Origin of the sequence: Bradyrhizobium sp. cir1, assembly GCF_014198245.1 — a bacterium.
GTDB lineage: Bacteria > Pseudomonadota > Alphaproteobacteria > Rhizobiales > Xanthobacteraceae > Bradyrhizobium.
On sequence record NZ_JACIHE010000006.1, the window covers coordinates 263,152 to 287,679 of the forward strand.

Sequence of the window (24,528 nt, forward strand, 5' to 3'; positions counted from 1 at the left end):
AGAGCCATGGACGCCGCCCTGCCCCGGGACGCCGCCGCGCTCCGCGGCGAACCGTCAGCCGAAGCCCAAGCCGACGCCACCGGCACCATGGGCATGCCGGAGACCGTCGCGCGCGATACCGGCGATCGCGCCGCGGAGAACGGCAGACCCCAGGAACCGGCCACGGACTCCTCGATGCCGCGGCGCACAGCGGTGGCCCGTTTCATCGGCGGTGCCGGCAGGCATCTTGCGACCCTCGGCATCGCACTGATCGCGGTCCTGATAGCGGTTGCGACCTGGCAGCACTACGTCACCGCGCCGTGGACCCGGAACGGCAGCGTCCGCGTCCAGGTCGCCAACGTCGCGCCGCAGGTCGCGGGCAAGATCGTGGAGCTGCGTGTGGCCGACAACCAGTTCGTCCACAAGGGCGACGTTCTCTACGTGATCGACCCCTTCGACTTCGAGGTGGCTGTCCGCGTCGGCAAGGCGCTGGTCGACCAGCGGGCCGCGGATCTGGAGGTGAAGCAGGCCGAGTTCGACCGCCGCCAGCACCTGTCCAATCTCGCGACGACCCCCGAAGAGCAGCAGATCTATGCGGGCAACGCGGCGCAGGCCAAAGCCGCCTACGAGTCGGCTGTGCACCAGCTTGCTCAGGCGGAGCTGAATCTGAAACGGACCAGCGTGGCCAGCCCCGTCGACGGCTACGTCACCAACCTCCTGCTGCGCGCAGGCGACTATGCCATCACCGGCGTCAGCAACATCGCGGTCATCGATTCCGACAGTTTCTGGATCGACGGCTATTTCGAGGAAACCAAGATGGCCCGTGTCTGCGTCGGAGATCGCGCCGAAGCGCAGCTGGTCGGTTACGCCAAGCCGATTCTCGGTCATGTGAAGACCGTGACGCGCGGCGTCAGCGTGTCGAACGCCGCCTCGGGCACGCAGGGCTTGCCCAATGTCGACCCGATCTACACCTGGGTGCGGCTTGCCCAGCGCGTGCCGGTTCGCGTCGCCATCGACACGGTGCCGCCGGACGTGCCGCTCGTCTCCGGCATGACGGCAACGGTGACAATCCGACAGCCCTCCGCGGGCGAGCACCAAACCCGGTTCGACCAGTTCCGCGCGGGCTTTGTGGATCCCGTCATTGATTTGTTCGGCGCGGGACATCCGCCGCGTGCGAACTGCCTGCAGGCCGCGTCCCAGCAGCGCCCCGAGGTGGAAGCGATTCCGTACTCGCGCGAACCCGCGGTTCCCCCGGCACAGACGATCGCGCCTGGCCTCACCCCCGGCCTCGACGTGTCACCGCGCCTGCCCTGAATCAAACCTGCGTCTTCCGTTGGAATCGTGTGGCCCCACATCGCATCCGCTTGATCCCTTTGGTTCAATTGAACTTTTTGCGACACGCGGTCGCACCCCTCGCATTTGCAAAATCTAATACCGCTTAAGCATCCTTAACGAGCCTTGCGGTGATATCGCACCTATCGTTTGAGCATCGACCAATCGCATTCGGCAGCCGTCACGACGGCAGCGGGATTCAGAACACGGGGAAGAACGATGCTCACTGATATGCAAGCGGCCGGCGCCCGGTTGACGTATCAACCCAACCGCCGCGAACCTGCCTCTCCGCAGGAGACTCGCGCCTTTCCTCTCGAACGGAGGTGGCGTCAGCCCGGTCAACGGGCCGGCACCGCGTCCGACGACATCACGATCTCGCGCTGGACCTGCACGCAAATGGGCATAAGGCACGAAGACGCGACGACGCCCGCGGACCGATACTTCTTCGCCATCGCCTTGAAGACAAGCCGCGTCAAGCTGACCAGAGGCCGTCACACCATCTTCGACGGCGTCATGCCGACGGGCACGCTGTATATCGGCGCTCCGTCGCAGCAGCTCAGTGCGCAGTTCTGCGCGCCCTGCGATTTCCTCCACTTCCACATCTCGGCCAGCAGTTACTTTCCGCCTCTGCGGTCTGGAGCAGGACCTGCCTCTGCCGAAGGTCTCAACGACCTCATCCTGCTCCGCGACCCCTTCGCCGAGCAGCTTGCGAAAGCGCTGACCGAACGCGGCCACTCGGCCGACCGGGAATTCGCGCGCTGCATCGGCCAGACTCTGGCCATGCACCTTGCCCGGCGAGAGCTGCCACACACGAGAGTGAACGCCTTGCCGAAATGGCGACTGCGGCGGGTCGAGGAATATGTCGGGACACACTTCGACCACTGCATCAGCCTGTCCGAGCTCGCCAAGGTCGCGGGACTGTCCCGGATGCATTTCGCGGCCCAGTTTCGCGCCGCGACGGGATACCGACCGCGCGAGTATCTGCTGCATCAGCGCATTGAGCGTGCGAAATCGCTGCTGTCGAATTCCGAGACGGCCCTCGCCGAGGTGGCGCTGACCGTCGGCTTCTGCACCCAGGCACATTTCTCCACCGTCTTCAAACGGATCACGGGTGACACGCCCGCGCGGTGGCGCTGCGCCAGTCGGAACACGTCGGTTTCACTCAGGCTGTCAGATCCGGTTTCGACATCAAAGACCGTGGCTCACGTGCTGCCCGCTGATTTCTCGTGAATCATGCGAAATGAGAAACGGCCGGGCTTCGTGAAATACTTCTGTTACGGGATCGGCGATGCTGCAAGCGTTAGGTGACCGAGACCCCCAAGTCACCGCTCTAGCCTCCCTCCTCCCTGGGCATAAGAGCATTTCAGGGGCCGTCCTCTCCCCCAAAGGACGGCCCCCTTTTTTTGACAACGCGGCTCCAGCTAGGCGCTCAGATGACGCGCAACCCAGGCGCGGACACCCTGAAGACTTCTGAAATCATCCAGCGAGCGCGCCGGAAGCGTGGGGGCGATTTCCGCAGCCATTTCGCTCAGCGCACGCCCCGGACCGAGTTCGAGAAAGCCCGTCGCGCCCGCTTCGACGCAGGCTTGCAGGCAATCGGCCCATTGCACGGTGTGCGAAATCTGCGCCGCAAGCTTGTCGAAGCCGCTTTCGGCCGAGACCACCGGCGCGGCATCGATACCGCTGAGGATGCGCACACCCGCCTGCGGCGGGAATACCACTTGTGTCTTGCGCAACGCCTCTCGAAAGTCCGGCGATGCTTCTGCGAGCCGCCTGGTGTGGGAGGCGACCTCGACCGGCAGCGCGACGACCCTTGCGGCGTGCATCGCCCGCGCGTCTCCGGCGATCCGGCTCAATGCCTCCCCGCCACCGCCGATGACAAAGGCATCGCCCGGATTGACGATGGCGATCGCCGCGCCATGGCGCTCACAAAGGCGGCCGACCTGGTCTCGCGCAAGACCGCGGACGAAGATCAGCCCGTCGCCGGCCTGCGTCGCCGCATCCATGATCTCTGCGCGGCGCGCGACGAGGTCGAGCGTGAGGATCGCGTCGAACAGGCCAGCGACGCCCCAGGCGGCGACTTCGCCGACACTATAGCCGGCAACGATGACACCACGTGAAATGGCATCTGCGAGCGTGCTCACCGCTGCGAGTGGTTGCAAGGTGCAGAGAATCTGGCCGGCCCGGTTGCGGTGCAGAACCTCATCGGCTTCATTGCGCACGAACTCGCGCGGATCCCTGCTGCCGAGCAATGCCGCCGCGTGCGCAAACAGGTGCGCGGCCTCAGGCGCATCGCCCATGAGGGCGAACATCTGCCGGTGCTGCCGACCTTGTCCCGAGCACAGGATCGCAAGCGTCATGATCGCCGCCTAATGAGGAAAGAGCGTTGCGATCGCAATCGCCAGGGTCACGATGCTGAATCCGGTGCTGGCAATGACCATCGATCCCACCGTCCCGGAATCCAGCCGGTAGTTGACCGCAAACAGGATGCCAAAGAAGCCCGAGGGCAATGCCGCGAGCAGAATTGCCGTCTTCGCGACATCGGGTCCGAGGTGAAAGCCGTAGACGGTCGCGACGGCCAGCAGCGGCCGCAGGATGTCCGCTGCTCCCGTCGCTGCAATGACCCGCCAATCGATCCGGAGCGACTGGGCCGACAGAACGAGACCGGTCAGGAACAGCGCAACACCCGCGGCCGCACTCCCGATCAGGACGAGGCAGGCATGGACAAGCGGATCGAGCTTCAGACCGGACAACGAGAACACGACGCCGAGCGCAGGCGCCCACACGACAGGTTTGGCGAACGCGCGCCGGAGCGCCGTCAGAACCGGCGACGCCGGCGCGTCGGTGCCTCGAACCTTGCTGGCGCTGATCTCCGCGATCACGAGGGTCAGAGGGCTGACGAGGATCGATCCGGTTGCCAGTGCGACGGCAACCGGAACGACACCGGCCGGCCCGAGCACGGTCGACATGATCGGCAGACCGACGCCGGCAAGATTTGGAAAACCGACCGTCAGAGCCTGCACCGCTGCGTCGGACCTCGTCACCGCAAAGAAGCTGCGCTCGAACCAGTACCAGCCGGCATAGATGACCAGCATCGTCACGCCGAACACCAGGAAAACCGGCGCCTGCTCGGTGATCCCATCGCGCGGAGCCGATGCAGTCGCGGCGAACAGCGAGGCCGGCAGGGCGAAATCCATCACGACCGCATTGAGACCTTCGACGTGACCATTGTCGACCATGCGGGCCTTGCCTGCGACGAACCCAAGCAGCAGGACGAAGAACACCGGCACCAGCGCCATCAGGATCACATTCGACGTCATGAGGTCGGCCTCTCACGTGCGTCGACGAAGAGCGTCATGGCGAGCAGATCTGCCGATCCACCAGGACTGAGACGGCGGGCGACGAAGCTCTTGTGGATCGATTGCGCCCGTGCACGCCAGCCGGGCGCGCAGGCGCCGCCTGAAGCGATGAAGCTGCGCGCTTCCTCATGCGCGAAGCGAAGGCCGTCAAGCCCACCGCGATGCAGGATGTTGGTGTCCTCGACGGATGCGATGAGGGCAAAGCACGCCTCGATCCGCGCGGCTTCCATGTCTTGCGGCACGACAGACATTGCTCTCCGCAAGGCTGGTAAGCCGATTCTGTAGATAGTCGGAAATCCTGTCGCAGCCTCGATACGCGCACCGCCGGCGCGAAAGCGGCGGCGGGCCGCGCTGCCATGGCTGTGCAGCAGCACCGGACCATCGAGGATGCTGTCGCCCCACAGGCGTGTCACGACATCGCCAAGCGGAAGCCCGGGATCGACCAGCCCGCCGGCTTTGGCGCCCGCGGCTGCGCACAGCAGGCCGAGCCCGAAGATCGCGCCACGGTGCGTGTTGACGCCGGAAGTCGCCGCGAGCATCGCGCGCTCCGCCTCGAGGCCTATGATCCGCAGCCGCCCCATTCCGCAACCAATCGCGCCCGCATCGGCTAGACGTTGAAGATAGGGCCCAATCGCCGCAGCGCTGCGGCGAAACATGCCCGCATCCATATCGTCGTGACTGCCGTTGTCGACGTGGCTCACGAGCCCCGGCTTCGGCCAGGTTTCGAGCTCCTTGACGAGGCAATCAGCGGCGACAGCACCGATGGCGGAAACATCGGGCGCGATCTGCGTCCAGCGCAGCGCCGTCCGTTCCACGCCTCTTGCGGCTGTGGTCATCATGATGCCATCGCTCCCGAAATGAACTGATGCCTGCCGAGCAGGACCACGCACTCGATGTTCTTGACCAGAAGCTCGCTCGCGCCGCCGTGAAATTCGCGCCAGTTGACCGCAGCGCCGTCCGCCCCCATCAGCTCGCCATCAAGCCGCATCGGTGCATCGGCCTCGATCGCGGCGACATCGGCGACAAGGCGATCGATGTCGGTCTCGGCTCGAAACTCGAACAGGACATCGAGATCGGAACTTGCGGTCACGTAGTCGAGCCCGGTCAGCGACTGCCAAGCCAGGCTGCCGAAGACGCGTGCGTCCATCGCATGGCGACGCGCCAGCGCATCGAGCCGGTCGAGCGTCGGCCACCAGTTGCGCGGTGCGTAAGCCCGCGCCTGGCGCAGCAACGGCGGCCTCGCGATGGACGTGACGTGGTCGTTATCAACCAGGAGGGAAATCCGCCTCTTGCCGGCCGAGGGCGGCAAGGGCAGTCCCAAGGCGAGGCCGTTTGCCTCGCATGGCAAGGCGCGGCGCCTGACCGTCGGCCATCGCATTTTGGGCCAGCGCGCGACCAGCGCATCCGTGGCGAGATCGCCGCGCGCGTCCAGCACCGCGCGCCATCCTGCCGGACTGACGAAGACGAGGTCGTGACGCCCCGGAGGACGCTCAGCGTGCTTGCAGGGCCAGGTCACGAACACGCTCCGCGATCTCGACGGCCTTGAGTCGGCCGCCACGCGCCTTGCCGAGCGCATCCCGCCCGTCCCGCGCAACCGGCATGTCGGCCAGCAGCGCCTCCAGCTGATCGGCAAGCGGGGCGGCATGGCTCCACGTCATGTGAACGGCGCCCATCTGCGCAAGATTGGACAGGCCCGGAGCGAACACCGGCGTCGATTTAGCCTTCTCTTCCAGTGCTTCCATCGACAGCTTGGTCACCTTCGCCATCGACGGCAGGTCCATCACCGCCGGGTCTGCCCCCGGAAGCCCGACCAGCACGCGAGTTGCAAGACCCGTCGCAAGCAGCGCGCCCGCCGCCGAGTGACCGTAGAGAAGGCCGATGGTCGGCCGGCCGTTCAGGTCCGCGTGGATCAGCACCTTGGCCAGATGCGCGAGGAATTCGTTCAGCCCGAGTAGCTCGTCGCGCTTGCTCATGCGCTGGCTGTCGCTGTCGACAAGCACCAGGATCGGGCCGCTGTCCCGGCCGATCGACCTGAGCACATGGTCGGACAATCTGATCGCCTCGTCGACGCCCAGCGCGGTCCGGTCCGCGACACCGAGGACGAGCATGCTGTCGCCGGATCGCAGCGTCGCCGAGCCGAGAAGGACCCCTTTGTCGTTCCGGACCTCATGTCCGTCAGGGAAGAGCGCAGTGAGGATGTCATCGAGCGTCACGGCTGGTCCTCCCGGTCCTGTCGGCGAGCGCAATGAACTGATCGGCCGGCAGCTCCGGAACCGTTTCGGCATGCGCGATGCCTTCCGCCGTCCAGATGTCGACGGCATCGGAGCAGGCACTGAGACGGCGCAACCTGTCGGCAAGCCGCTCCTGTTCCGCCTTCAAGGCGTCGAGGCCGAATGGTCCGACCAGTTCGAGCAGCTCCAGTGCGGCCTCTCTGAAATCCTGTACGTTGTCGTCCGCAAAGACATCGGCGGCACCGAGCAGTCGGCGATGCTTGCCGCCCATGGTGCGCCAAACCAGCGCGCGATCGCGGGAATCGAACTCCTCGACGCCACGATTGGTCTCGATCACTTCGGGGCCCGAGACCGCGATGCGCCCGGGCTCCGAGACCGCGAGCGCCGAGCAGCAGCCTGCGATCAATCCACCGCCGCCATAGCATCCGGACCTGCCGCCGATCAGGCCGATCACCTTCACGCCGGCGCTACGCGCCTCCATCACCGCACGCATGATCTCGGCGATGGCGAGCTCGCCGGCATTGGCTTCCTGCAACCGCACGCCGCCGGTGTCGAACAGGATCAGGACGGGGATCGAGCCGATCTGGCGCGCGGCGCGGATCAGCCCCGTCAGCTTGGCGCCGTGCACCTCACCAAAAGCGCCGCCCATGAAACGGCCTTCCTGAGCAGCGACGAACACCGGCGAGCCGTCGAGGCGGCCGCGACCAACGACGATGCCGTCGTCGAACTGCTCGGGAAGATCGAAAATCTTCAAGTGAGGACTGACCTCGCGCTGCTCCGGCCCGATGAACTCGACGAAGCTGCCGGCATCGAGCAGCAGCTCCAGCCGCGTGCGGGCCGACGCCTCGTAGAAGCTGGTGCTGCGGGCGCGTTCGGCCGGTGTGATGTCCTTCAGTGGCGCGCTCATTGGCCGTTCTCCGCGATCAATCGCACCGCCTGCGCCAGCCGAAGCGAGACCGTATCGGGGCGCGCGCCGCCGTCGTTGATCGAAAATCTCAGCCCGCCGGGCGAATAGCGCTCGACGAAGTCGCCGATCACGGCGGTCCAGACCTCGCCAAAACCGACCGCCGCGGTCTTGATGTCGACGGCGCATTCCACATCCGGCAGGACGCGCTCTACCAGCACTTCCAGATTGCCCGAGGCGACCACGCCGACGATTGCGCTCTGCCTGGTGCCGCCGGCCGGTGCGCGAACCCTGTGCTGAAACCTGAGATCTTCCATGGTCCGTCCTCACCAGTTCCTGAATTTTGACGGCGGCGCGTAGAGGCCGCCCGACCAGCGCACGAGATCCTTGATCGAGCGCGCCGCCAGCAGGCTGCGATCCGCATCGAGCGGATTGATGCCGAGATCCTCCGGACGGCGGATCACCCCGCGCGCACGCAGGTGCGCGACCATGCCGTGGTCGCGTCGACGGCCAATATCGGTGTAGCCGGCGACGCCGCGGATCGCCTGCTCGCGTTCCTGTGCGGTACGGCACAGCAGCAGGTTCGCGACGCCCTCTTCGGTGACGATGTGCGTGACGTCGTCGCCATAGATCATGATCGGCGCGAGCTCGAGGTTCAGCTTCTCGGCGAGCTCGAGGGCGTCGAGCCTCTCGACGAACAGCGGCACGTTCTTGTCGCCGAACGTCTCGCCGATCTGTACGACCAGCTTGCGGCCGCGGCGCATCAGGGCCGCGCCATCGGGGTCGGCCTCGGCTCCCGCCTTCAGCCAGGGCTCGCTCGGATGACGGCGCCCGCGGGCATCGGCCCCCATGTTCGGCGCGCCACCGAACCCGGCGATGCGGGACGTGGTGACCGTCGACGAATTTCCCTGCAGGTCGATCTGCAAGGTGGAGCCGATGAACATGTCGCAGGCATAGAGACCGGCGGTCTGGCAGAAGGCGCGATTGGAGCGCAGCGAGCCGTCGGGGCCGGTGAAGTAGACGTCGGATCTGGCCCGGATGTAGTCATCCATTCCGACCTCCGAGCCGAACGAGTGGATCTGCCGCACCCAGCCGGATTCGATCGCGGGAATCAGCGCCGGATGCGGGTTCAGAGCAAAATGAGTTGCGATCCTGCCTTTCAGTCCCAGCCTTTCGCCGAAGGTGGGCAGCAGGAGCTCGATCGCAGCCGTGCTGAAGCCGATGCCGTGATTGAGCCGCTGCACGCCATAGGGCGCATAGATGCCCTTGATCGCGAGCATCGCGGTCAGGATCTGTCCCTCGGTGATCGCGGCCGGATCGCGCGTGAATAGCGGCTCGACGAAGAACGGCGTGTCGGACTTGACGATGAAGTGGACGCGGTCCGCCGGGATGTCGACCCGCGGCACCGTCTCGACGATCTCGTTGACCTGGGCGATCACGATGCCGTCCTTGAAGGCGGTCGCCTCCACCACGGTCGGCGTGTCCTCGGTGTTGGGGCCGGTGTAGAGATTGCCTTCGCGGTCGGCGCTGACGGCGGCGATCAAGGCGACCTGCGGCGTCAGATCGATGAAATAGCGGGCGAACAATTCGAGGTAGGTGTGGACCGCGCCCAGCTCGATCTTGCCGCCGAACAGCATGCGGGCGATGCGCGCCGATTGCGGCCCGGAATAGGCATAGTCGAGGCGTTTCGCGACGCCGCGGTCGAACAGGTCCAGATGTTCGGGCAGAACGACGCCCGACTGCACCATGTGCAGATCACTGATCCTGGAGAGATCGACGGCGAGAAGCGCGCGGCTGAGCAGATCGGCCTGCTTCTGGTTGTCACCCTCGAGGCAAACCCGGTCGCCCGGCCGGACCACGGCTTCCAAAAGGCGCGTGGCGTCGTGCGCCTCCACGACCTTGCCGCGGGCGAGCCCGGCCCCGGCTGCGATGCGGGCATCGCGCGCGGCGCGGTTGTTCTGCCAGCTGGTGTTCACGGAATCCTCCTGATGGGACAGTCGGACCGGCGGGAGTGCTGTCGCTCCCGCCGTCCTTCCTTCCGCCGGTCGTGCGTCAGGGCCGGCAAAAAGAGTGTCAGCGCGTAGCCGGTTGATCGATGCTGCGTGCGGCGCGGGTGATGACGGCCGCCACTTCCTTCGGATGGGACTCGTAGACCGAGTGGCTGGCGCCCGGGATCACCGTGGTGTGGCTCTTGGCACGCTCGTAGTACCAGCGCTCGAGATCGGGATTGATGATCTGGTCGCTGCCGGCAACGATGCCCCAGCTCGGCTTGGTCTTCCACGCAGCCGCAGTGAGCGGCGTGCTGAATACCTGCGTCGCGGCCAGGACCTGGGAGCGCGCAACGAACTCGGCACGCTCGCGCGGCAGATCGGGCGCGAACAGTTTCGGGAATTGCACGGGATCGAGATAGGTGAATTTGTCGGGCGTGACCTTGATGACGCCTTCGGTCTTGCCGAGCACGCTCGGCGTCTTCTTGCCGAGCGCCGATTCGTCCTCGCCGACGTCGGGCGCGTGTGCGGCGACGTAGACGAGGCCGACGACGTTGGGATGGACGCCGGCTTCGGTGATGATCGAGCCGCCATAGCTGTGGCCGACGAGGAGCGTCGGGCCGTCCTGGAGATCGAGAATGCGCTTCGCCGCCGTGACGTCGTCGGCGAACGAGGTTTCGGGCTCCTGCACCATCGTCACGCGGAAGCCTTCCTTGGTCAGGATCTCGTAGACGGGCTTCCAGCCCGACGCATCGACCCAGGCGCCGTGCACCAGGACGATGTTCTTCAGAGGTTCCGCGCGCGCCGGGGCGACGGTCGCGAACAGGGAGAGGGCGGCAGCGAAGGCGAGGCCAGCGTTGAGGCGTTTCATGTCGGGATCACTCCGGGTTGGAATGACGCGACACTAGTTTCGACGCTTGCCTTGCGTATTTCGGCAAACAACGGCCCTTGCCACTTCGCACGGGCAAGTCCGCCGCAGCTCTCATCCGGCACACGTCCGGCTTCTCTGATGGCACGACCTCGTGCGCATGTAGAGCTGCCGGCGTTCATAAGCGAAAGACAGCTCGTATCGGCTCCGTCATTCGAGACAGACGTTCAATCACCGACACGAGAGGATCGACAATGACATCGAATTCACTCATCCGGATTGCAGCTGCGCTTATAATCCTCATGGAGGCGGCCTCCCCGGTGCATGCAGCGTCCTGCGCGGATTCGATCGGGCGTGTGCAGGCTCAGCTGGACGCGGCCATCGAGAAGAATGCCGGCGCGCATGGCTGGAGACCAGAAAGCCTCGATGCGCTGCGCAGTCATCAGCCCACACCGCGATCGCTGGCGCAGGCAGAGGGCCCGAGCGGAGCACATCTTCTCCTGGCGCTCGATGCCCTCGATCGCGCCCGTGCCGCGGACCGTTCCAGCGACATCGCCGGATGTCGCCGGGAGCTGTCCGAGGCAACGCTGCTGCTTCGGAAGCGGTCACAATGAGGGAGATGCGTCCCGATCGTGCGGCCAGACAGCGGGACGTGCGTTCAGGGAATACCGGCACGCCAGCCGCTCCCTATCGTCCCACGCAAATGAGAGACTCCGGAGCAGCCCATGCGAGCACAATCCTCATCGAACAGGTTCGGATACCGCCGGTTTGCATCGATGCATCTGCGCGTGGCGCTCGCAGCTGGCCTGATATCGCTGATCCCGGCTGCGGCAAATGGGCAAATGACGCCGCCGACGACGCAGCCCTCCGTCGGCATGCCCGGAACCTCGCCGCTCAACCTGGGCTCGACGCGGCCTGAAGGCATTCCGCTGGGCTCCACCGAAATCGCAACGCCCGGAATATCCCCGATCAATCCTTCGCTGGGCATGACCAATTGCGCCGTATCGGGCAATTCCGGATCGCCAGGAGCCGTGTTCGACGGCGGCGGGCTCTCCGGAAGCGCGTCACTCGGCTGTCCCAACGGCACGACAACGCCTTCGGCCCTGCCTCCCTCGACATCAACGGTCGGCCGCGTCGGGATTCCGCTCGGGTCCACCGAGCTCGGCGGCGCCGGGATCAGTCCGTTCGTGCCGGTGCCCGGACCCACGGGCAGCACGGGCTCGATCGACGGCTCCGGCAATCCCTGAGATCAACAAGGACCATCACCGTGAAGCGGAACCTCACCATTGCACTCGTTGCTCTCGCCGCGATCCTGATCGGCGGAAGTCTCTGGTTCTTCGGCGGCAAGCACAAGCCGGCCGTCGCGGCAGCGCCGGTGCCCACCGCCGTGCCAGTGGTCGCCGCCACCGTTACGGGCAAGGACGTCCCGATCTATCTGCGCGGCATCGGCACGGTGATCGCCCACAACACCGACGTCGTGCGCAGCCAGATTCAGGGGCAGATCATCAAGATCGCCTTCACCGAAGGACAGACCGTCAAGACCGGAGATCTGCTCGCCCAGATCGATCCGCGCCCTTACGAAGCACAGATCGAGCAGCTGACCGCCAATCGCGACAGGGATCAGGCCCAGCTCGCAAACGCCGAGGCCAATCTCTCACGCTACAACCAACTCGGCGACAAGGGCTATGCGACCCCGCAACTGATCGAGACGCAGTCCGCCCAGGTGGCGCAGCTCAAGGCCGCCGTGAAGGCGGACCAGGCCCAGATCGACCAGGCCAACGTCCAGCTCAGCTACACGCGCCTGACATCAGCGATTCCCGGCATCACCGGCGTGCGCCAGATCGACGTCGGCAACGTGATCCATCCGACCGACCCCAACGGTCTCGTCGTCGTCACGCAGATCGAGCCGATCTCGCTGCTGTTCACGCTGCCGCAGACCGACCTGCCGGTGATCCAGGAGCACGCGGCAAAAGGACCGTTGAAGGTCATCGCCTACAGCCAAGACAACAAGATGAAGCTCGACGAAGGCACGCTCCTGCTGGTCAACAACGAGATCGCGGGGACGACCGGCACTGTCCAGCTCAAGGCGGTGTTTCCGAACCATGAGCATCGGCTGTGGCCGGGGCAGCTGGTGAACGCGCGCCTGCTGCTCGAGATTCAGAAGAATGCGCTCACTGTCGCCGGCTCGGCCGTGCAGCAGGGGCCGAACGGCAGCTATGTCTATGTCGTGACTGACGGCCAGACGGCGGCGTTGCGTCCTGTTCACGTCGCGCAGATCAGCGATGGCCAAGCCCTGATCGACCAGGGGCTGAAGTCGGGCGACGTTGTCGTGGTCGACGGCCAGTATCGGCTGACGGTAGGCAGCCGCGTTCGAGAACTGCATGGCAAGGCCGCGCAGGAAGCCGACCTGCAGAGCGCCGTGCAGGACGCGATCCCATGAACCTCTCCGCACCCTTCATCCTGCGGCCGATTGCAACCGCGCTGCTGATGGCCGGCCTGCTGCTGTGCGGTCTTGCGGCCTATCCGCTGCTGCCGGTCGGCGCGCTGCCGAACGTCAATTACCCGACGATCCAGATCTCGGCGCAATTACCCGGCGCCGATCCCGGCACCATCGCCTCGTCGCTCGCCACGCCGCTCGAGCAGCAGCTCAGTCAGATTCCGGGCGTCACGCAGCTCACCTCGTCCAGTGCGCTCGGCGTCGCCCAGCTCACGGTGCAGTTCGAGCTGTCGCGCACGGTGGACAGCGCGGCGGTGGACGTGCTGGCCGCGATCAATGCCGCAAGCCCCTTCCTGCCGCCGAACATCCCCTACCCGCCGACGATCAGGAAGGTGAACCCGGCAGAGACGCCGATCATGCTGATCGCGCTGACGTCGGACTCGCTGCCGCTGACCACGGTCGACGCCTATGCGGAAAACATCCTGCTGCCGAAGATCTCGCAGGTGCCCGGTGTCGGCCTCGTCGGCATCGGGGGCCAGCAGAAGCCCGCGATCCGCGTTCGCGTCAATCCGCAGGCGCTTGCCGCCCGCGGCATCGGCCTTGAAGACGTCCGCAACGTCATCGCCGGCGCCAATGTCGATCTGCCGAAGGGCACGCTCAACAGCCCGCGTGTCACCTACACGCTGAACACCAACGATCAGCTGCTGAAGCCTTCCGCCTACGAAGACCTCATCATCGCCTATCGCAACGGCTCGCCGGTGCGGATCCGCGACGTCGGCTCGGTGATCGAGGCGCCCGAAAACGACCTCCTGGCCGGCTGGTACGGCAAGGAGCCCGCCATCATTCTCGCGGTCCAGCGCGTTCCCGGCGCCAACGTGATCGAGACGGTCGACCGGATCAAGAAGCTGCTGCCGCAGCTGCAGGCCTCCGTTCCGCCGGCGATCAAGGTGACGATCGCGGCCGATCGCACCGCCACCATCCGCGCTGCGGTCTCCGACGTGCAATTCACGCTGCTGCTGACGGTCGCCCTTGTGGTGATGGTCATCTTCCTGTTCCTGCGGAATTTCTGGGCCACCGTCATCCCGGCGATCACGGTTCCGCTGTCGCTGATCGGGACGTTCGCAGTCCTCTACGTGCTCGGCTACAGCCTCGACAACCTCTCGCTGATGGCCTTGTCGATCGCGGTCGGCTTCGTGGTGGACGATGCCGTCGTCGTCATCGAGAACATCGTGCGTCATCTCGAGCAGGGCATGACGCCGATGGAGGCCGCGCTCAAGGGCTCCGCCGAGATCGGCTTCACGATCGTCTCCATCACGCTGTCGCTGATCGCGGTGTTCATCCCGTTGTTCCTGATGGGCGGCTATGTCGGCAAGCTGTTCCAGGAATTCGCCGTCACGATCACCGCCTCGCTGCTACTGTCGCTGGTCATCTCGCTCACCCTGACGCCGATGATGTGTGCGCGCCTGTTGAAGGATGATTCGCGAAGAAAGCACGGCCGGGTCTACCTGCTGTTCGAGCGAGGATTCGATGCCCTGCTTGCGCTCTACGCGCGGGGCCTGCGCGTGGTGCTGCGGCATCGCTTCGCAACGCTACTGGTCATGCTCTCGACCATCGCGCTGACCGGCTATCTCTACGTGATCATCCCAAAGGGATTCTTTCCGCAGCAGGACACCGGGCAGATCGTCGGCATCACCGAGGCCGCCCAGGATATCTCCTTCCCGGCCATGTCCGAACGCCAGCAGGCGATCGTCGACATCCTGTCGAAGGATCCGGCGATCCAGTCGGTGGCAAGCTATATCGGGCCGGGCGGCCCGACCGCGACGCTCAACCAGGGTCGCATCTTCATCGTGCTGAAGCCGAAGCCCGAACGCAAGGCGAGCGCCGACCAGATCATCGACCGGCTGCGCCCGCGGCTCGCCCATATCCAGGGCATCACGCTCTACATGCAGGCGGCGCAGGACATCACCATCGGCGCACGACTGTCGAAGACGCAATATCAGTACACCCTGACGGATGCCGATTCCAACGAGCTCGCCCACTGGTCGGCGATCTTCCTGGAGAAGCTGCGCGCGCTCAACGTCATCAGTGATGTCGCCAGCGACCAAGCCAATGCCGGCCCACGGCTGGAGGTCACCGTCAATCGCGAGGTCGCCTCCAGCTTCGGCATCCTGCCCACGACGATCGACAATGCGCTCGACGACGCCTTCGGCCAGCGCATCGTCTCCACCATGTTCACCTCGCTGAACCAGTATCATGTCGTGATGGAGGTCGATCCGCGCTTCCAGTACGGGCCCGAAGCGCTCAAGGACATCTACCTGAACTCGGCCACCGGCCAGCAGGTCCCGCTCAGCACGCTGGTTCACAGCGTCATCAAGCCCGCGCCGATCCTGATCAATCACCAGAGCCTGTTTCCGTCGGTGACGATCTCGTTCAACCTGAAGCCCGGAGTGGCGCTGGGCGATGCGGTGACGGCGATCCAGAAGATCGAGAAGGACACCGGCAAGCCCGCCTCGCTGTCGACCTCGTTCCAGGGCAATGCGCAGGCCTTCCAGTCCTCGCTGTCGGGCACGCCGCTGTTGATCGGCGCGGCGCTGATCGTGATCTACATCATCCTCGGCGTGCTCTATGAGAGCCTGATCCATCCGATCACGATCTTGTCGACGCTGCCTTCGGCCGGGATCGGCGCGCTGCTGCTGCTACTCGCGGTCCACATGGATCTCAGCGTCATCGCCATCATCGGCATCATCCTTCTGATCGGTATCGTGAAGAAGAACGGCATCATGCTGGTCGACTTCGCCCTCGAAGTGGAACGCCAGCACGGGCTCAGCCCGGAAGAGGCGATCTACCAGGCCTGCACGTTGCGTTTCCGCCCGATCCTGATGACGACGATGGCGGCGCTGCTCGGCGGCGTGCCGCTGATGATCGGCTCCGGCACCGGCGCGGAGCTGCGCCAGCCGCTCGGCTATACGATCGTCGGCGGCCTGATGCTGTCGCAGATTCTCACGCTCTACACCACGCCCGTCGTCTATCTCTATCTCGACCGGCTCGGCAACTGGCTCACCGGACGCAAGCCGCGGGCCGAGACCCCCACCCCATCCAAGACCGAGGCAGAGACGGAATTGAGTCATGAATCCGCTTGAGAAAGTGAGGACCGGGATGACGGCGGAAAAGCTGGTGACCGTCACGAGCGAGATGACCGTCGGCCATGTGGTGCCGGGCATGCCTGAAGTCTACGGCACGCCGATGATGATCCTGCACATGGAAATGGCCGCCGGATCGGCGGTTCAGCCGTTCCTTCCCGCGGGTCATGTCAGCGTCGGGATGATGGTCAATGTCCGCCATCTGGCGGCAACGCCGGTCGGCCGCACGGTGCGGGCGACGGCACGGGCCGTCGCGATCGACGCCAGAAGCGTCCTGTTCGAGGTCGAGGCCTGGGACGGCGACCGCAAGATCGGCGACGGCACCCACCGCCGTGGCGTCGTCGATGTCGCCGAGTTCGAGCAGCGATTCGGCGTCGTGAGGCCAACCGCCGAGATGGCCTAGATCGCAGACAGCAGGCCCGATCGCGACTTCGTGCGTTCTGACAAGGCGCCTGCGAAAACGCAAAAGACCTCTCGTCGGCGGCGCGCTAGACCTTCCTCATGACGCTCGAACGCCTGGATGGCTCCGCCCCCGTTCAGCCCCAGCGATGGTGGCGCCGTGTGCTGCCGATCCAGACAATACAGGATCGGATTCTGCTGTGGGCTTGGGGTAGCCTTGTTTTGACCCTGCTGTCCGTCGCCTTTTCACTGCTTGGAGACAATTTCACGGCGATCGCTTTCGCCGCTTTTCTGGCCGCTTCGCTGACGCTCGTCGGCGCGATCATGGATATCACGGCCCTGAAGAAGGCCCACGCCGAGCTGGAGCGGAGCGAGCAGCGCTACCGCCATCTGTTCAGCCGCATGCCGATCGCATTCCGGCAACTCGATGCCAGCAGGCTGGTCGCGCTGTTTCGAAAGTTGCGCGCCGAGGGCGTCAAGGATCTCGGCGCCTATTTCGACAGCCATCCCGAGTTCCTGCGGACCTGCATGGATGCGCTCTCGTTTCAGGAGGCGAATGAACGAGCCATCCAGATGTTCGGGGGAGGCGTCGAAGGCTATGTCGGACGTTCCATGGCCGACAGCTGGAAGGAACGGCCCGATACGTTCCGGCGGGCGATGGAGTCCCGCTATCGTGGCGAGACGAATTTCGAGGAAGAAACCAGGATGGTCACGTGGGACGGTCGCGTCGTCGACGTTCTCTTCACGACCGCCCGCGTCGGCCCCATCAACGATCTCGAAGTCAGCCTGGTCGGCACCATCGACATTTCACAGCGTGTTCGTGCTCAGCAGAAGCTCCAGCAGGTCCAGGCCGAGTTCGCACATGCCGCGCGGGTTTCGATGCTGGGCGAGCTCACCGCTTCGATCGCCCACGAGGTCAATCAACCCCTCGCCGCCATCGCCACCAACGGCGCCGCCGGGCTGCGCTGGCTGAACAGGCCGACACCCGACATCGTCGAGATCCGCAAGACCATCGAGAACATCGTCGTGGACACCCAGCGCGCTGCGAACATCGTGGCGCGCGTTCATGGCATGGCCTCGCGGAAAGCCCCCGAGCAGGCCTCTCTGTCGTTTGACGAGATCGTTCGCGAAGCGCTTCTATTCCTGCGGCACGAGATGGAATCCCGTAGCGTAACGATCCTGCACCGGCCTGATCCGACCGCGCCGCAGGTGCTCGGTGACCGCACCCAGCTCCAGCAGGTGATCGTCAATCTGGCCATCAACGCGGTTCAGGCAATGACCCTGGCGGGATCTGACGATCGCAGGATCGTCATCAGCACGGTCGCGCAGGACGCGGCCACGCTGTGCTGCTCCGTAGAGGACAACGGACCCGGCATCGCCGGCGAACATGCCGGCCGACTCTTTGACAGCTTCTTCACGACCAAGGAGAGCGGCATGGGCATGGGCCTGCCCATCTGCCGATCGATCGTCGAAGCACATGGAGGGCGGATCGACGCCGAGGGCAGCGCCACACATGGCGGCGCCCGTTTCTGGTTCACCCTGCCGATGTCGGGAGCGACGGATTCACCGCCGTCCGATCTCCGTGCGGATGCCTGACCGCAGCTTTCCGCGGTTTACCCTTGCTGCTCCAGGCCGGCCGAACGCACCAGGCGGATCGGAACCCCCTTGTATGACGGCGTGAAGCTCAGGGGATCGCGGGCATAGAGCGGCACCAGCGGATTGGTCTCCGGGTAATACGCAGCACAGCAGCCGGTCGGGAAAGAATAGGCCACGACACGGAAGTTGCGCACGATCCGCTCGGCGCCGTCGGTCGAGGCGGTGATCAGGTCGACGCGATCGCCGTCGGCCAATCCCCGCCTCTTCAGCTCGTATTCGTTGAGGAACACGACGTCGCGTTGACCGAACACGCCGCGATAGCGGTCCGACATCGAGTAAAGCGTAGTGTTGTACTGGTCGTGGCTGCGTATGGTGGTGAGCCACAGGAAATCGTCATCGCTCTGCGGCGGGTCCTCGCCGCAACCCGGGAAGACCAGAAAGTTGGCCTTGCCCGACGGTGTCGCCCAGATGCGTTCGCGCGCCGTCGAGGTGAGATGGAAGCCACCGGGGACGCGGATGCGGGCATTGTAGCCCTGGAAGATCGGGAACACCGCCTCGATCGCATCGCGGATGCGGTCGTAATCGGTAACGAAGCCGTCCCAGTCGACCACCGTGCGCTCGCCCAGCGTCGCCTTGGCGACGCCGGCGATGATCGCGACCTCGCTGAGGAGATGCTCCGATGCCGGCTTGTTGCGGCCGCCGGACGCATGCACCATTGACATCGAATCCTCCACCGTGATCGACTGCGGCCCCGATGCCTGGATATCGATCTCGGTGCGCCCGAGGCACGGCAAGATCAACGCGGCGCGACCGTGGATCAGGTGGCTGCGGTTGAGCTTGGTCGAGACATGGACGGTCAGATCGAGCTTGCCGAGCGCCGCCTGGGTCGCCTGCCAATCCGGAATGGCGGCGGCGAAATTGCCGCCCATTGCGAAGAAGGCCTTCACCTCGCCGCGGATCATGGCTTCCAGAGCGGTCACCACGTTGTGTCCCGGCTCAGCCGGAGGCTTGAAGCCGAAGCGCTGCTCCAGGCGATCGAGGAAGTCCGCCTTGGGGACCTCCGTGATCCCCACGGTGCGGTCGCCCTGCACGTTGGAATGACCGCGAACCGGACAGACGCCGGCGCCTTCGCGCCCGACATTGCCGCGTAACAGTGCGAGGTTGGCGATCTGCTGCACGTTGTTCGCGCCGCGCCAGTGCTGGGTGACGCCCATGCCGTAGACGAGGATGGCGCGCTCTGCCTTCATATAGGCGCCGGCCGCATATTCCATGTCCTCGCGCGTCAGGCCGGACTGGCGTTCGATGTCGGGCCATTGCGTGCGCTTGAGATCGTCGATCAACGCTTCAATCCCGACGGTGTGACCGCGAATGAAATCCCAGTCCAGGATTTCCGGCTGCTCGGCGGCGCGGGCAGTCTCGTCCGCCTCCACCAGAACTTTCATGATCCCCTTGAGGACGGCGACGTCACCGCCGACCCTCACCTGCAAGAGCTTTGAGCTGATCGTCGTCGACGACAGCGTGATCATCTCAACCGGGCTCTGCGGCGCCTGGAAACGCTCCAGTGCCCGCTCGCGGAACGGGTTGAAGGAAATGATCGATGCGCCGCGACGCGCCGCATTGCGCAGGCTGGTCATCATTCGCGGGCTGTTGGTTCCCGGGTTTTGGCCGAAGATGAAGATGCAATCGGCCTTGTCGAAATCCTCCAGCAGCACGGTGCCCTTGCCGACCCCGAGCGAGTGCGGCAGGCCGACGCTGGTCGCCTCATGGCACATGTTCGAACAGTCGGGGAAATTGTTGGTGCCGTATTCGCGCACGAACAGCTGATAAAGGAAGGCAGCCTCGTTCGAGGTCCGCCCGGACGTATAGAACTCCGCCATGTTCGGATCCGGCAGCGCCTTTAGCTCACGTCCGATCATGTCGAACGCATCGCTCCATTCCACCGGAAGGTAGCGATCGGATGCGGCATCATAGGCCATCGGATGCGTGAGCCGCCCGACCATTTCGAGATCGTAATCATTCCAGCTCGCGAGCTCCGTGACGGTATGCCCGGCAAAGAATTCGGGAGTGCAGCGCTTCGACGTTGCCTCCCAGGCGATCGCCTTGCCGCCGTTCTCGCAGAATTCGAATGACGAGGTGTGTTTCGGATCCGGCCAGGCGCAGCCCGGGCAATCAAAGCCTTCCGGCTGATTCATCCGGCTCAGCGTCGCCGCACCTTTCAGCGGCACGCGCTGCACCAGAAGCGCCTCGCTGAGCGCCTTGAGTGCACCCCAGCCACCGGCTGGTTCACGGTAGGGACGAACCGATTTCGTGGTCATCTCGACATCTCTCGATCTTGCAATTCTCCGGGTCAGTTAAGGATCGCGCAGGCAGAGCCGTCTTTTCAAAATGAAGCGCAATTTCTCAATTGCACACGTTCGGTCCGGGCTGCCCTGCCACAGCAGCCAGTGCATTCCGGCAAAAAGAGCGCCGTTCCCGGAAGCTGAAACGGCGACTGGAAATTAGGGTTGGCGGTTGGAGCCCCGGCGCCACGGAGGGCTTTCGACAATTTCAGGAGCGACCCAACATGTTTTCACGACGTGATTTGCTGGCCATGTCCGCGGCAGGCGCCGCCATGGTCGGCTCCAGTGCGCAGGCCGCAACCTTCGGCAATCCGGACGAGCCGCCGCAAGGCGCGGTGAACGCCAGGAGCCCCGGAAGCCTGACCGATCCCGGTCCGCAGAATCCGGCCCTCGCCAAGCAATTCCCCTCCGCGCAAACCCCGCCGGCGACGGACGTCGGCGGACTGCCGATGGATTGGGCCTCGTTCAACAATGCTCCGAAGCGCATCCAGAATGGCGGCTGGGCCCGTCAGGTCACAGTCGAGGACTTCGCCATCTCCAAGGAGATCTCCGGCGTCAACATGCGCCTGGCCGCCGGCGGCATCCGCGAGTTGCATTGGCATCAGGCCGCCGAGTGGGCGATCATGACCTACGGCTCCTGCCGCATCACCGTGCTCGACACCCAGGGGCGCCCCTATGTCGGCGACCTCAAGGCCGGCGACCTCTGGTACTTCCCGCCGGGCGCGCCGCATTCGCTGCAGGGCCTGGGGCCTGACGGCTGCGAATTCGTCATCTGCTTCGACGACGGCCACGCCAACGAGTTCAACACGCTGCTGGTGACGGATTGGCTCGCCCATACGCCGCCCGAGGTGCTGGCCAAGAACTTCGGCGTTCCGGTCGAGGCCTTCGCAAATATCCCGCTGCACAATCTCTGGATCTTCCAGGGGACGGTGCCTGGCGATCTCGCCGCCGATCGCGCCGCAATCGCCAAGCATGCGGAGGCGCCGCCCTACCCCTTCATCCATTCGCTCGGCAGCTCGACCCCGGTCAAGGAGAGTTCCGCCGGCAGCATCCGCGTTGCCGACAGCAGCAACTTCAAGGTGGCCACCACGGTCGCTGCGGCGCTCGTGACGATGCCGCCGGGCGCTGTCCGCGAGATGCACTGGCATCCGAATGCCGACGAATGGCAGTACTACATCAAGGGCAAGGCGCGGATGACGGTGTTCGACACCGGGCCCAATGCGCTGACAACGGATTTCTCGGCCGGCGACATCGGCTATGTCCGACGCAATCTCGGCCACTATGTCGAGAATATCGGCGACACCGAGCTGCAGTTCGTCGGCGTGTTCCGCGCGCCGCGCTACGAGGAGGTCTCGCTCTCCAACTGGCTGACGCACACGCCGCCCAAGCTGGTCGCCCAGCATTTCAACATCGACGAGAAGCTGATCGCGCAATGGCCGGATAACGGCCCGGGCGTGATGCCCAAGTCCTAAACAAGGGCCACAAACCGTCCCGAATGAGAAAGGCGCCGAAACCGGCGCCTTTCTTTTATTCGCGGTTCGAACCCGTCGCCGTCAGTAGTGATCAGCCGTCGCAGCCGTCTTGCCGCGGAAGACGCGATAACCCACCGCGACATAGAGCAGCATCAACGGGAACACGAACAGGCCCTCGCCCCAGAACATGAAGGCGAGACTTGCATGCGGCGCCGCCGCCTCGTCTATCGTGACGACGAACGGGATCATGTAGGGCCAGAACGACAGGGCAAGCGTGCCGAAGGCCGACGCAAAGATCAGCGCCACCATGTGGAACGGCCAATAGTCGTCATGGCGCAAGATGCTGGTGGCGAGCACTGCGGCGGCACCCGCGCCGATGAGGGGAAACACGAACAGATAGGGCCGCTCGATCCAGCGGCGCAGGATTGGCAGATGCTCGACAAGCGCATGCGTGAAGACGACCACGAGGAAGGCCAGCACGGCGACCGCTAGCAATGGGATCTGACGCCGCGTGGCGTCGCGGATCGGGCCCTCGCACTTCCTCACCAGCCAGCAGGCCCCGAGCAGCGCGTAGCCGAAGCACAGGCCGATCCCGCACAAGACCGAAAAGCCGGTTAGCCAGCCGAAGGTTCCGCCGACATATTCGCCGTTGGAGAATTGCAGCCCCTCGACCAGCGCCCCGACCATGGCGCCCTGCATGAAGCTTGCGGCAAACGATCCCACGGTGAAGCTGACGTCCCAGATCCGGCGCGAGCGCGAGGCCTTGCCGCGAAATTCGAACGCGACACCGCGCAGGATCAATCCCAGCAGCATGACCACGACCGGGATGTAGAAGGCGGGCATCAACATGGCATAGACCACGGGGAACGCACCCCACATGATCACGCCGGCGACGACCAGCCAGGTCTCGTTGCCATCCCAGACCGGAGCGATCGTGCGCAGCATCTCCGCACGCCTCGCCTCGCCATCGGCGAGACCGAACAGCATGCCGACGCCAAGATCGAAGCCGTCCAGCAGAAGATAGATCAGAATGCTGATGGCCAGCAGCGCAACCCAGAACATCACCATGTCTATTCTCCCGCTTCGAGATAGCTGTGCGAGGCCGGCACCTGATCGGCGAGCGACATCGGCCGATTGGGAACCGGAACGTGCAGAGGCCTGCCGCCCAGCCCGGCCGGGCCGGCGCGCAGCAGCCGGTAGATGTAGTAAGTCCCGAACGAGAAGATGAAGGCATAGACCGCAACGAACAGGATCAGCGAAGCCGTCGCGGCGGCCGCCGTCAGAGATGGCGTCACGGCATCGGCGGTCCGCAATACACCGTAGACCGTCCACGGCTGGCGGCCGACCTCCGCTGTGTACCAGCCGGTGAGGATCGCGATCCACGGCAGCGGGAAGCTGAGGAAGATGCCCCATAGCAGCAGGCGGCTGCGCTCGAGCCGATGCTTGAGCCCGAGCCAGGTCCCGAGCCAGGCCAGCCCCAGCATCACGAAGCCGCAGCCGACCATGATGCGGAAGGCGAAGAACGGGATCACCACCGGCGGCCGGTCCTGCGGCGCGAAGCTGCTCAGGCCGACCTCCTTCGACGTCAGGCTCATGCTTCCGATGATGCTGCCGAGCACCGGAATCGAGATCGCGTATCTGTTCGATTCGGTGGTCGAATCCGGGATCGCGATCAACACCTCTGAGGCCGGCTGCTCATCGTGCCAGCGCGCCTCGATCGCGGCGAACTTGGCCGGCTGATAGTCGTGGACGTAGTCGCCGACGAGATGTCCGATGAAGAGCTGGACCGGAAGCAACACCGCCGCGAGCGCAAGGCCCATGCGCAGCATCACATGCGCCTCGGCCCGATAAGTCCGCCGCAGCAGATACCACGCGCCGGTCGCAGCCACGCAGAACGCGCCGGTGAGATAGGAGGCGAGCAGCATGTGCGGGAAGCGGACCCAGACCACGCGGTTGAAGATGATCTGCGCCCAATCGTCAGGCACGAACTGGCCGTTCTGCAGGACGTAGCCGGCCGGCACCTGCATCCAGCTGTTGTTGACCATGATCCAGAACGCCGACAGCGTGGTGCCGAGCGCGACCATCGCGGTCGAGAACAGGTAGAACCAGGGCGGCACCCGCGGCCGGCCGAAGATGAGGATACCGAAGAAGCCGGCCTCCAGCATGAAGGCGGTAAACGTCTCGTAGGACAGCAGCGGCCCCTGGATCGGGCCCGACATCGTCGAGAGCACGCTCCAGTTCGTTCCGAACTGGAACGCCATCACCACGCCCGATACCACGCCCATGCCGAAGGCGACGCCGAAGATCTTGAGCCAGAACTCGAACAGGGTCCGGTAGACGGGCCTGCCACTGTACCGGTGCATCGCTTCGAGCACGGTGAGCCACGCGGCAAGCCCGATCGTGAACGCCGGGAAGATGATGTGGAACGAGATGGTGAAGGCGAACTGCAGCCGCGAGAGGAGAAGCGCCGTCGGATCCATGGCA

General features: G+C 65.0%; 20 protein-coding genes. 8 read left to right on the top strand and 12 right to left on the bottom strand.

Features of this window, described 5'->3' with window-relative positions; genetic code table 11:
• Positions 1–6: 6 nt before the first annotated feature.
• Together GGD63_RS15950 and GGD63_RS15955 are read left to right on the top strand one after the other, a co-directional pair.
• A complete protein-coding gene (locus tag GGD63_RS15950) occupies positions 7–1,293 on the top strand; it encodes an HlyD family secretion protein (RefSeq protein ID WP_183243540.1) in 1,287 nt (428 codons plus the stop codon).
• A gap of 237 nt (positions 1,294–1,530) precedes the next feature.
• The gene (locus GGD63_RS15955) at positions 1,531–2,541 is read left to right on the top strand and encodes a helix-turn-helix domain-containing protein (RefSeq protein WP_210315813.1); all 1,011 of its coding nucleotides are present in this window, start codon (positions 1,531–1,533) and stop codon (positions 2,539–2,541) included.
• A gap of 191 nt (positions 2,542–2,732) precedes the next feature.
• Here the strand turns inward: GGD63_RS15955 and GGD63_RS15960 are convergent, their stop codons facing one another.
• The 9 genes from GGD63_RS15960 to GGD63_RS16000 form a co-directional block, all read right to left on the bottom strand.
• A complete protein-coding gene (locus GGD63_RS15960; RefSeq protein WP_183243542.1) occupies positions 2,733–3,671 on the bottom strand; it encodes an acyltransferase domain-containing protein in 939 nt (312 codons plus the stop codon).
• Positions 3,672–3,680: 9 nt separating this feature from the next.
• Positions 3,681–4,631, bottom strand: coding sequence for an AEC family transporter (locus tag GGD63_RS15965; RefSeq protein WP_183243544.1), 951 nt, complete (start codon positions 4,629–4,631; stop codon positions 3,681–3,683).
• Entirely contained in the window at positions 4,628–5,509 is an 882-nt protein-coding gene (mdcB, locus tag GGD63_RS15970) for a triphosphoribosyl-dephospho-CoA synthase MdcB (protein WP_183243546.1), read from the bottom strand. The genes GGD63_RS15965 and mdcB overlap by 4 nt, the downstream gene beginning before the upstream one ends.
• Entirely contained in the window at positions 5,506–6,186 is a 681-nt protein-coding gene (mdcG, locus tag GGD63_RS15975; protein ID WP_183243548.1) for a malonate decarboxylase holo-[acyl-carrier-protein] synthase, read from the bottom strand. Before mdcG ends, mdcB begins: the two co-directional genes overlap by 4 nt.
• The gene (mdcE, locus tag GGD63_RS15980; protein WP_183243550.1) at positions 6,161–6,883 is read right to left on the bottom strand and encodes a biotin-independent malonate decarboxylase subunit gamma; all 723 of its coding nucleotides are present in this window, start codon (positions 6,881–6,883) and stop codon (positions 6,161–6,163) included. The genes mdcG and mdcE overlap by 26 nt, the downstream gene beginning before the upstream one ends.
• Positions 6,870–7,808: a biotin-independent malonate decarboxylase subunit beta gene (locus GGD63_RS15985; protein ID WP_183243552.1), complete on the bottom strand. Its 939-nt coding sequence runs from the start codon at positions 7,806–7,808 to the stop codon at positions 6,870–6,872. Before GGD63_RS15985 ends, mdcE begins: the two co-directional genes overlap by 14 nt.
• A complete protein-coding gene (mdcC, locus tag GGD63_RS15990; protein WP_183243554.1) occupies positions 7,805–8,122 on the bottom strand; it encodes a malonate decarboxylase acyl carrier protein in 318 nt (105 codons plus the stop codon). The genes GGD63_RS15985 and mdcC overlap by 4 nt, the downstream gene beginning before the upstream one ends.
• A 9-nt stretch (positions 8,123–8,131) precedes the next feature.
• The gene (gene mdcA / locus GGD63_RS15995) at positions 8,132–9,781 is read right to left on the bottom strand and encodes a malonate decarboxylase subunit alpha (protein ID WP_183243556.1); all 1,650 of its coding nucleotides are present in this window, start codon (positions 9,779–9,781) and stop codon (positions 8,132–8,134) included.
• A gap of 97 nt (positions 9,782–9,878) precedes the next feature.
• Entirely contained in the window at positions 9,879–10,664 is a 786-nt protein-coding gene (locus GGD63_RS16000; RefSeq protein WP_183243558.1) for an alpha/beta hydrolase, read from the bottom strand.
• A gap of 722 nt (positions 10,665–11,386) precedes the next feature.
• Between GGD63_RS16000 and GGD63_RS16005 the strand changes: the two genes are divergently transcribed.
• The 5 genes from GGD63_RS16005 to GGD63_RS16025 all read left to right on the top strand — a co-directional run bounded on the left by GGD63_RS16005 (position 11,387) and on the right by GGD63_RS16025 (position 18,233).
• The gene (locus GGD63_RS16005; protein WP_183243560.1) at positions 11,387–11,908 is read left to right on the top strand and encodes a hypothetical protein; all 522 of its coding nucleotides are present in this window, start codon (positions 11,387–11,389) and stop codon (positions 11,906–11,908) included.
• A gap of 20 nt (positions 11,909–11,928) precedes the next feature.
• Positions 11,929–13,101, top strand: a complete 1,173-nt coding sequence (locus GGD63_RS16010; protein WP_183243562.1) for an efflux RND transporter periplasmic adaptor subunit — start codon at positions 11,929–11,931, stop codon at positions 13,099–13,101.
• A complete protein-coding gene (locus GGD63_RS16015) occupies positions 13,098–16,238 on the top strand; it encodes an efflux RND transporter permease subunit (RefSeq protein WP_183243564.1) in 3,141 nt (1,046 codons plus the stop codon). The genes GGD63_RS16010 and GGD63_RS16015 overlap by 4 nt, the downstream gene beginning before the upstream one ends.
• Positions 16,225–16,641 carry a thioesterase family protein gene (locus GGD63_RS16020; protein ID WP_183243566.1) on the top strand — a complete coding sequence of 139 codons (417 nt, stop codon included), beginning with the start codon at positions 16,225–16,227 and terminating at the stop codon, positions 16,639–16,641. The genes GGD63_RS16015 and GGD63_RS16020 overlap by 14 nt, the downstream gene beginning before the upstream one ends.
• A 218-nt stretch (positions 16,642–16,859) precedes the next feature.
• Entirely contained in the window at positions 16,860–18,233 is a 1,374-nt protein-coding gene (locus GGD63_RS16025) for a sensor histidine kinase (RefSeq protein ID WP_246785494.1), read from the top strand.
• 17 nt (positions 18,234–18,250) lie between these two features.
• On the opposite strand, the gene GGD63_RS16030 is transcribed toward GGD63_RS16025, so the two are convergent.
• Entirely contained in the window at positions 18,251–20,548 is a 2,298-nt protein-coding gene (locus tag GGD63_RS16030) for an FdhF/YdeP family oxidoreductase (RefSeq protein ID WP_183243570.1), read from the bottom strand.
• Positions 20,549–20,796: 248 nt separating this feature from the next.
• Here GGD63_RS16030 and GGD63_RS16035 point away from each other — a divergent pair, with 248 nt between their 5' ends.
• Positions 20,797–22,044, top strand: coding sequence for an oxalate decarboxylase family bicupin (locus tag GGD63_RS16035; protein WP_183243572.1), 1,248 nt, complete (start codon positions 20,797–20,799; stop codon positions 22,042–22,044).
• Positions 22,045–22,125: 81 nt separating this feature from the next.
• On the opposite strand, the gene cydB is transcribed toward GGD63_RS16035, so the two are convergent.
• Positions 22,126–23,112, bottom strand: a complete 987-nt coding sequence (cydB, locus tag GGD63_RS16040; protein ID WP_183243574.1) for a cytochrome d ubiquinol oxidase subunit II — start codon at positions 23,110–23,112, stop codon at positions 22,126–22,128.
• Between the two features lie 2 nt (positions 23,113–23,114).
• A complete protein-coding gene (locus GGD63_RS16045) occupies positions 23,115–24,524 on the bottom strand; it encodes a cytochrome ubiquinol oxidase subunit I (protein ID WP_183243576.1) in 1,410 nt (469 codons plus the stop codon).
• Positions 24,525–24,528: the final 4 nt, after the last annotated feature.

What these genes read in the sequence shown, in the direction of transcription:
- GGD63_RS15950 (WP_183243540.1), top strand. Translation starts at nt 7, where the DNA reads ATGGACGCCGCCCTGCCCCGGGACGCCGCCGCGCTCCGCGGCGAACCG.
- GGD63_RS15955 (WP_210315813.1), top strand. Translation starts at nt 1,531, where the DNA reads ATGCTCACTGATATGCAAGCGGCCGGCGCCCGGTTGACGTATCAACCC.
- GGD63_RS15960 (WP_183243542.1), bottom strand. Translation starts at nt 3,671, where the DNA reads ATGACGCTTGCGATCCTGTGCTCGGGACAAGGTCGGCAGCACCGGCAG.
- GGD63_RS15965 (WP_183243544.1), bottom strand. Translation starts at nt 4,631, where the DNA reads ATGACGTCGAATGTGATCCTGATGGCGCTGGTGCCGGTGTTCTTCGTC.
- mdcB (WP_183243546.1), bottom strand. Translation starts at nt 5,509, where the DNA reads ATGATGACCACAGCCGCAAGAGGCGTGGAACGGACGGCGCTGCGCTGG.
- GGD63_RS15985 (WP_183243552.1), bottom strand. Translation starts at nt 7,808, where the DNA reads ATGAGCGCGCCACTGAAGGACATCACACCGGCCGAACGCGCCCGCAGC.
- mdcC (WP_183243554.1), bottom strand. Translation starts at nt 8,122, where the DNA reads ATGGAAGATCTCAGGTTTCAGCACAGGGTTCGCGCACCGGCCGGCGGC.
- GGD63_RS16000 (WP_183243558.1), bottom strand. Translation starts at nt 10,664, where the DNA reads ATGAAACGCCTCAACGCTGGCCTCGCCTTCGCTGCCGCCCTCTCCCTG.
- GGD63_RS16005 (WP_183243560.1), top strand. Translation starts at nt 11,387, where the DNA reads ATGCGAGCACAATCCTCATCGAACAGGTTCGGATACCGCCGGTTTGCA.
- GGD63_RS16015 (WP_183243564.1), top strand. Translation starts at nt 13,098, where the DNA reads ATGAACCTCTCCGCACCCTTCATCCTGCGGCCGATTGCAACCGCGCTG.
- GGD63_RS16020 (WP_183243566.1), top strand. Translation starts at nt 16,225, where the DNA reads ATGAATCCGCTTGAGAAAGTGAGGACCGGGATGACGGCGGAAAAGCTG.
- GGD63_RS16030 (WP_183243570.1), bottom strand. Translation starts at nt 20,548, where the DNA reads ATGACCACGAAATCGGTTCGTCCCTACCGTGAACCAGCCGGTGGCTGG.
- GGD63_RS16035 (WP_183243572.1), top strand. Translation starts at nt 20,797, where the DNA reads ATGTTTTCACGACGTGATTTGCTGGCCATGTCCGCGGCAGGCGCCGCC.
- cydB (WP_183243574.1), bottom strand. Translation starts at nt 23,112, where the DNA reads ATGGTGATGTTCTGGGTTGCGCTGCTGGCCATCAGCATTCTGATCTAT.
- GGD63_RS16045 (WP_183243576.1), bottom strand. Translation starts at nt 24,524, where the DNA reads ATGGATCCGACGGCGCTTCTCCTCTCGCGGCTGCAGTTCGCCTTCACC.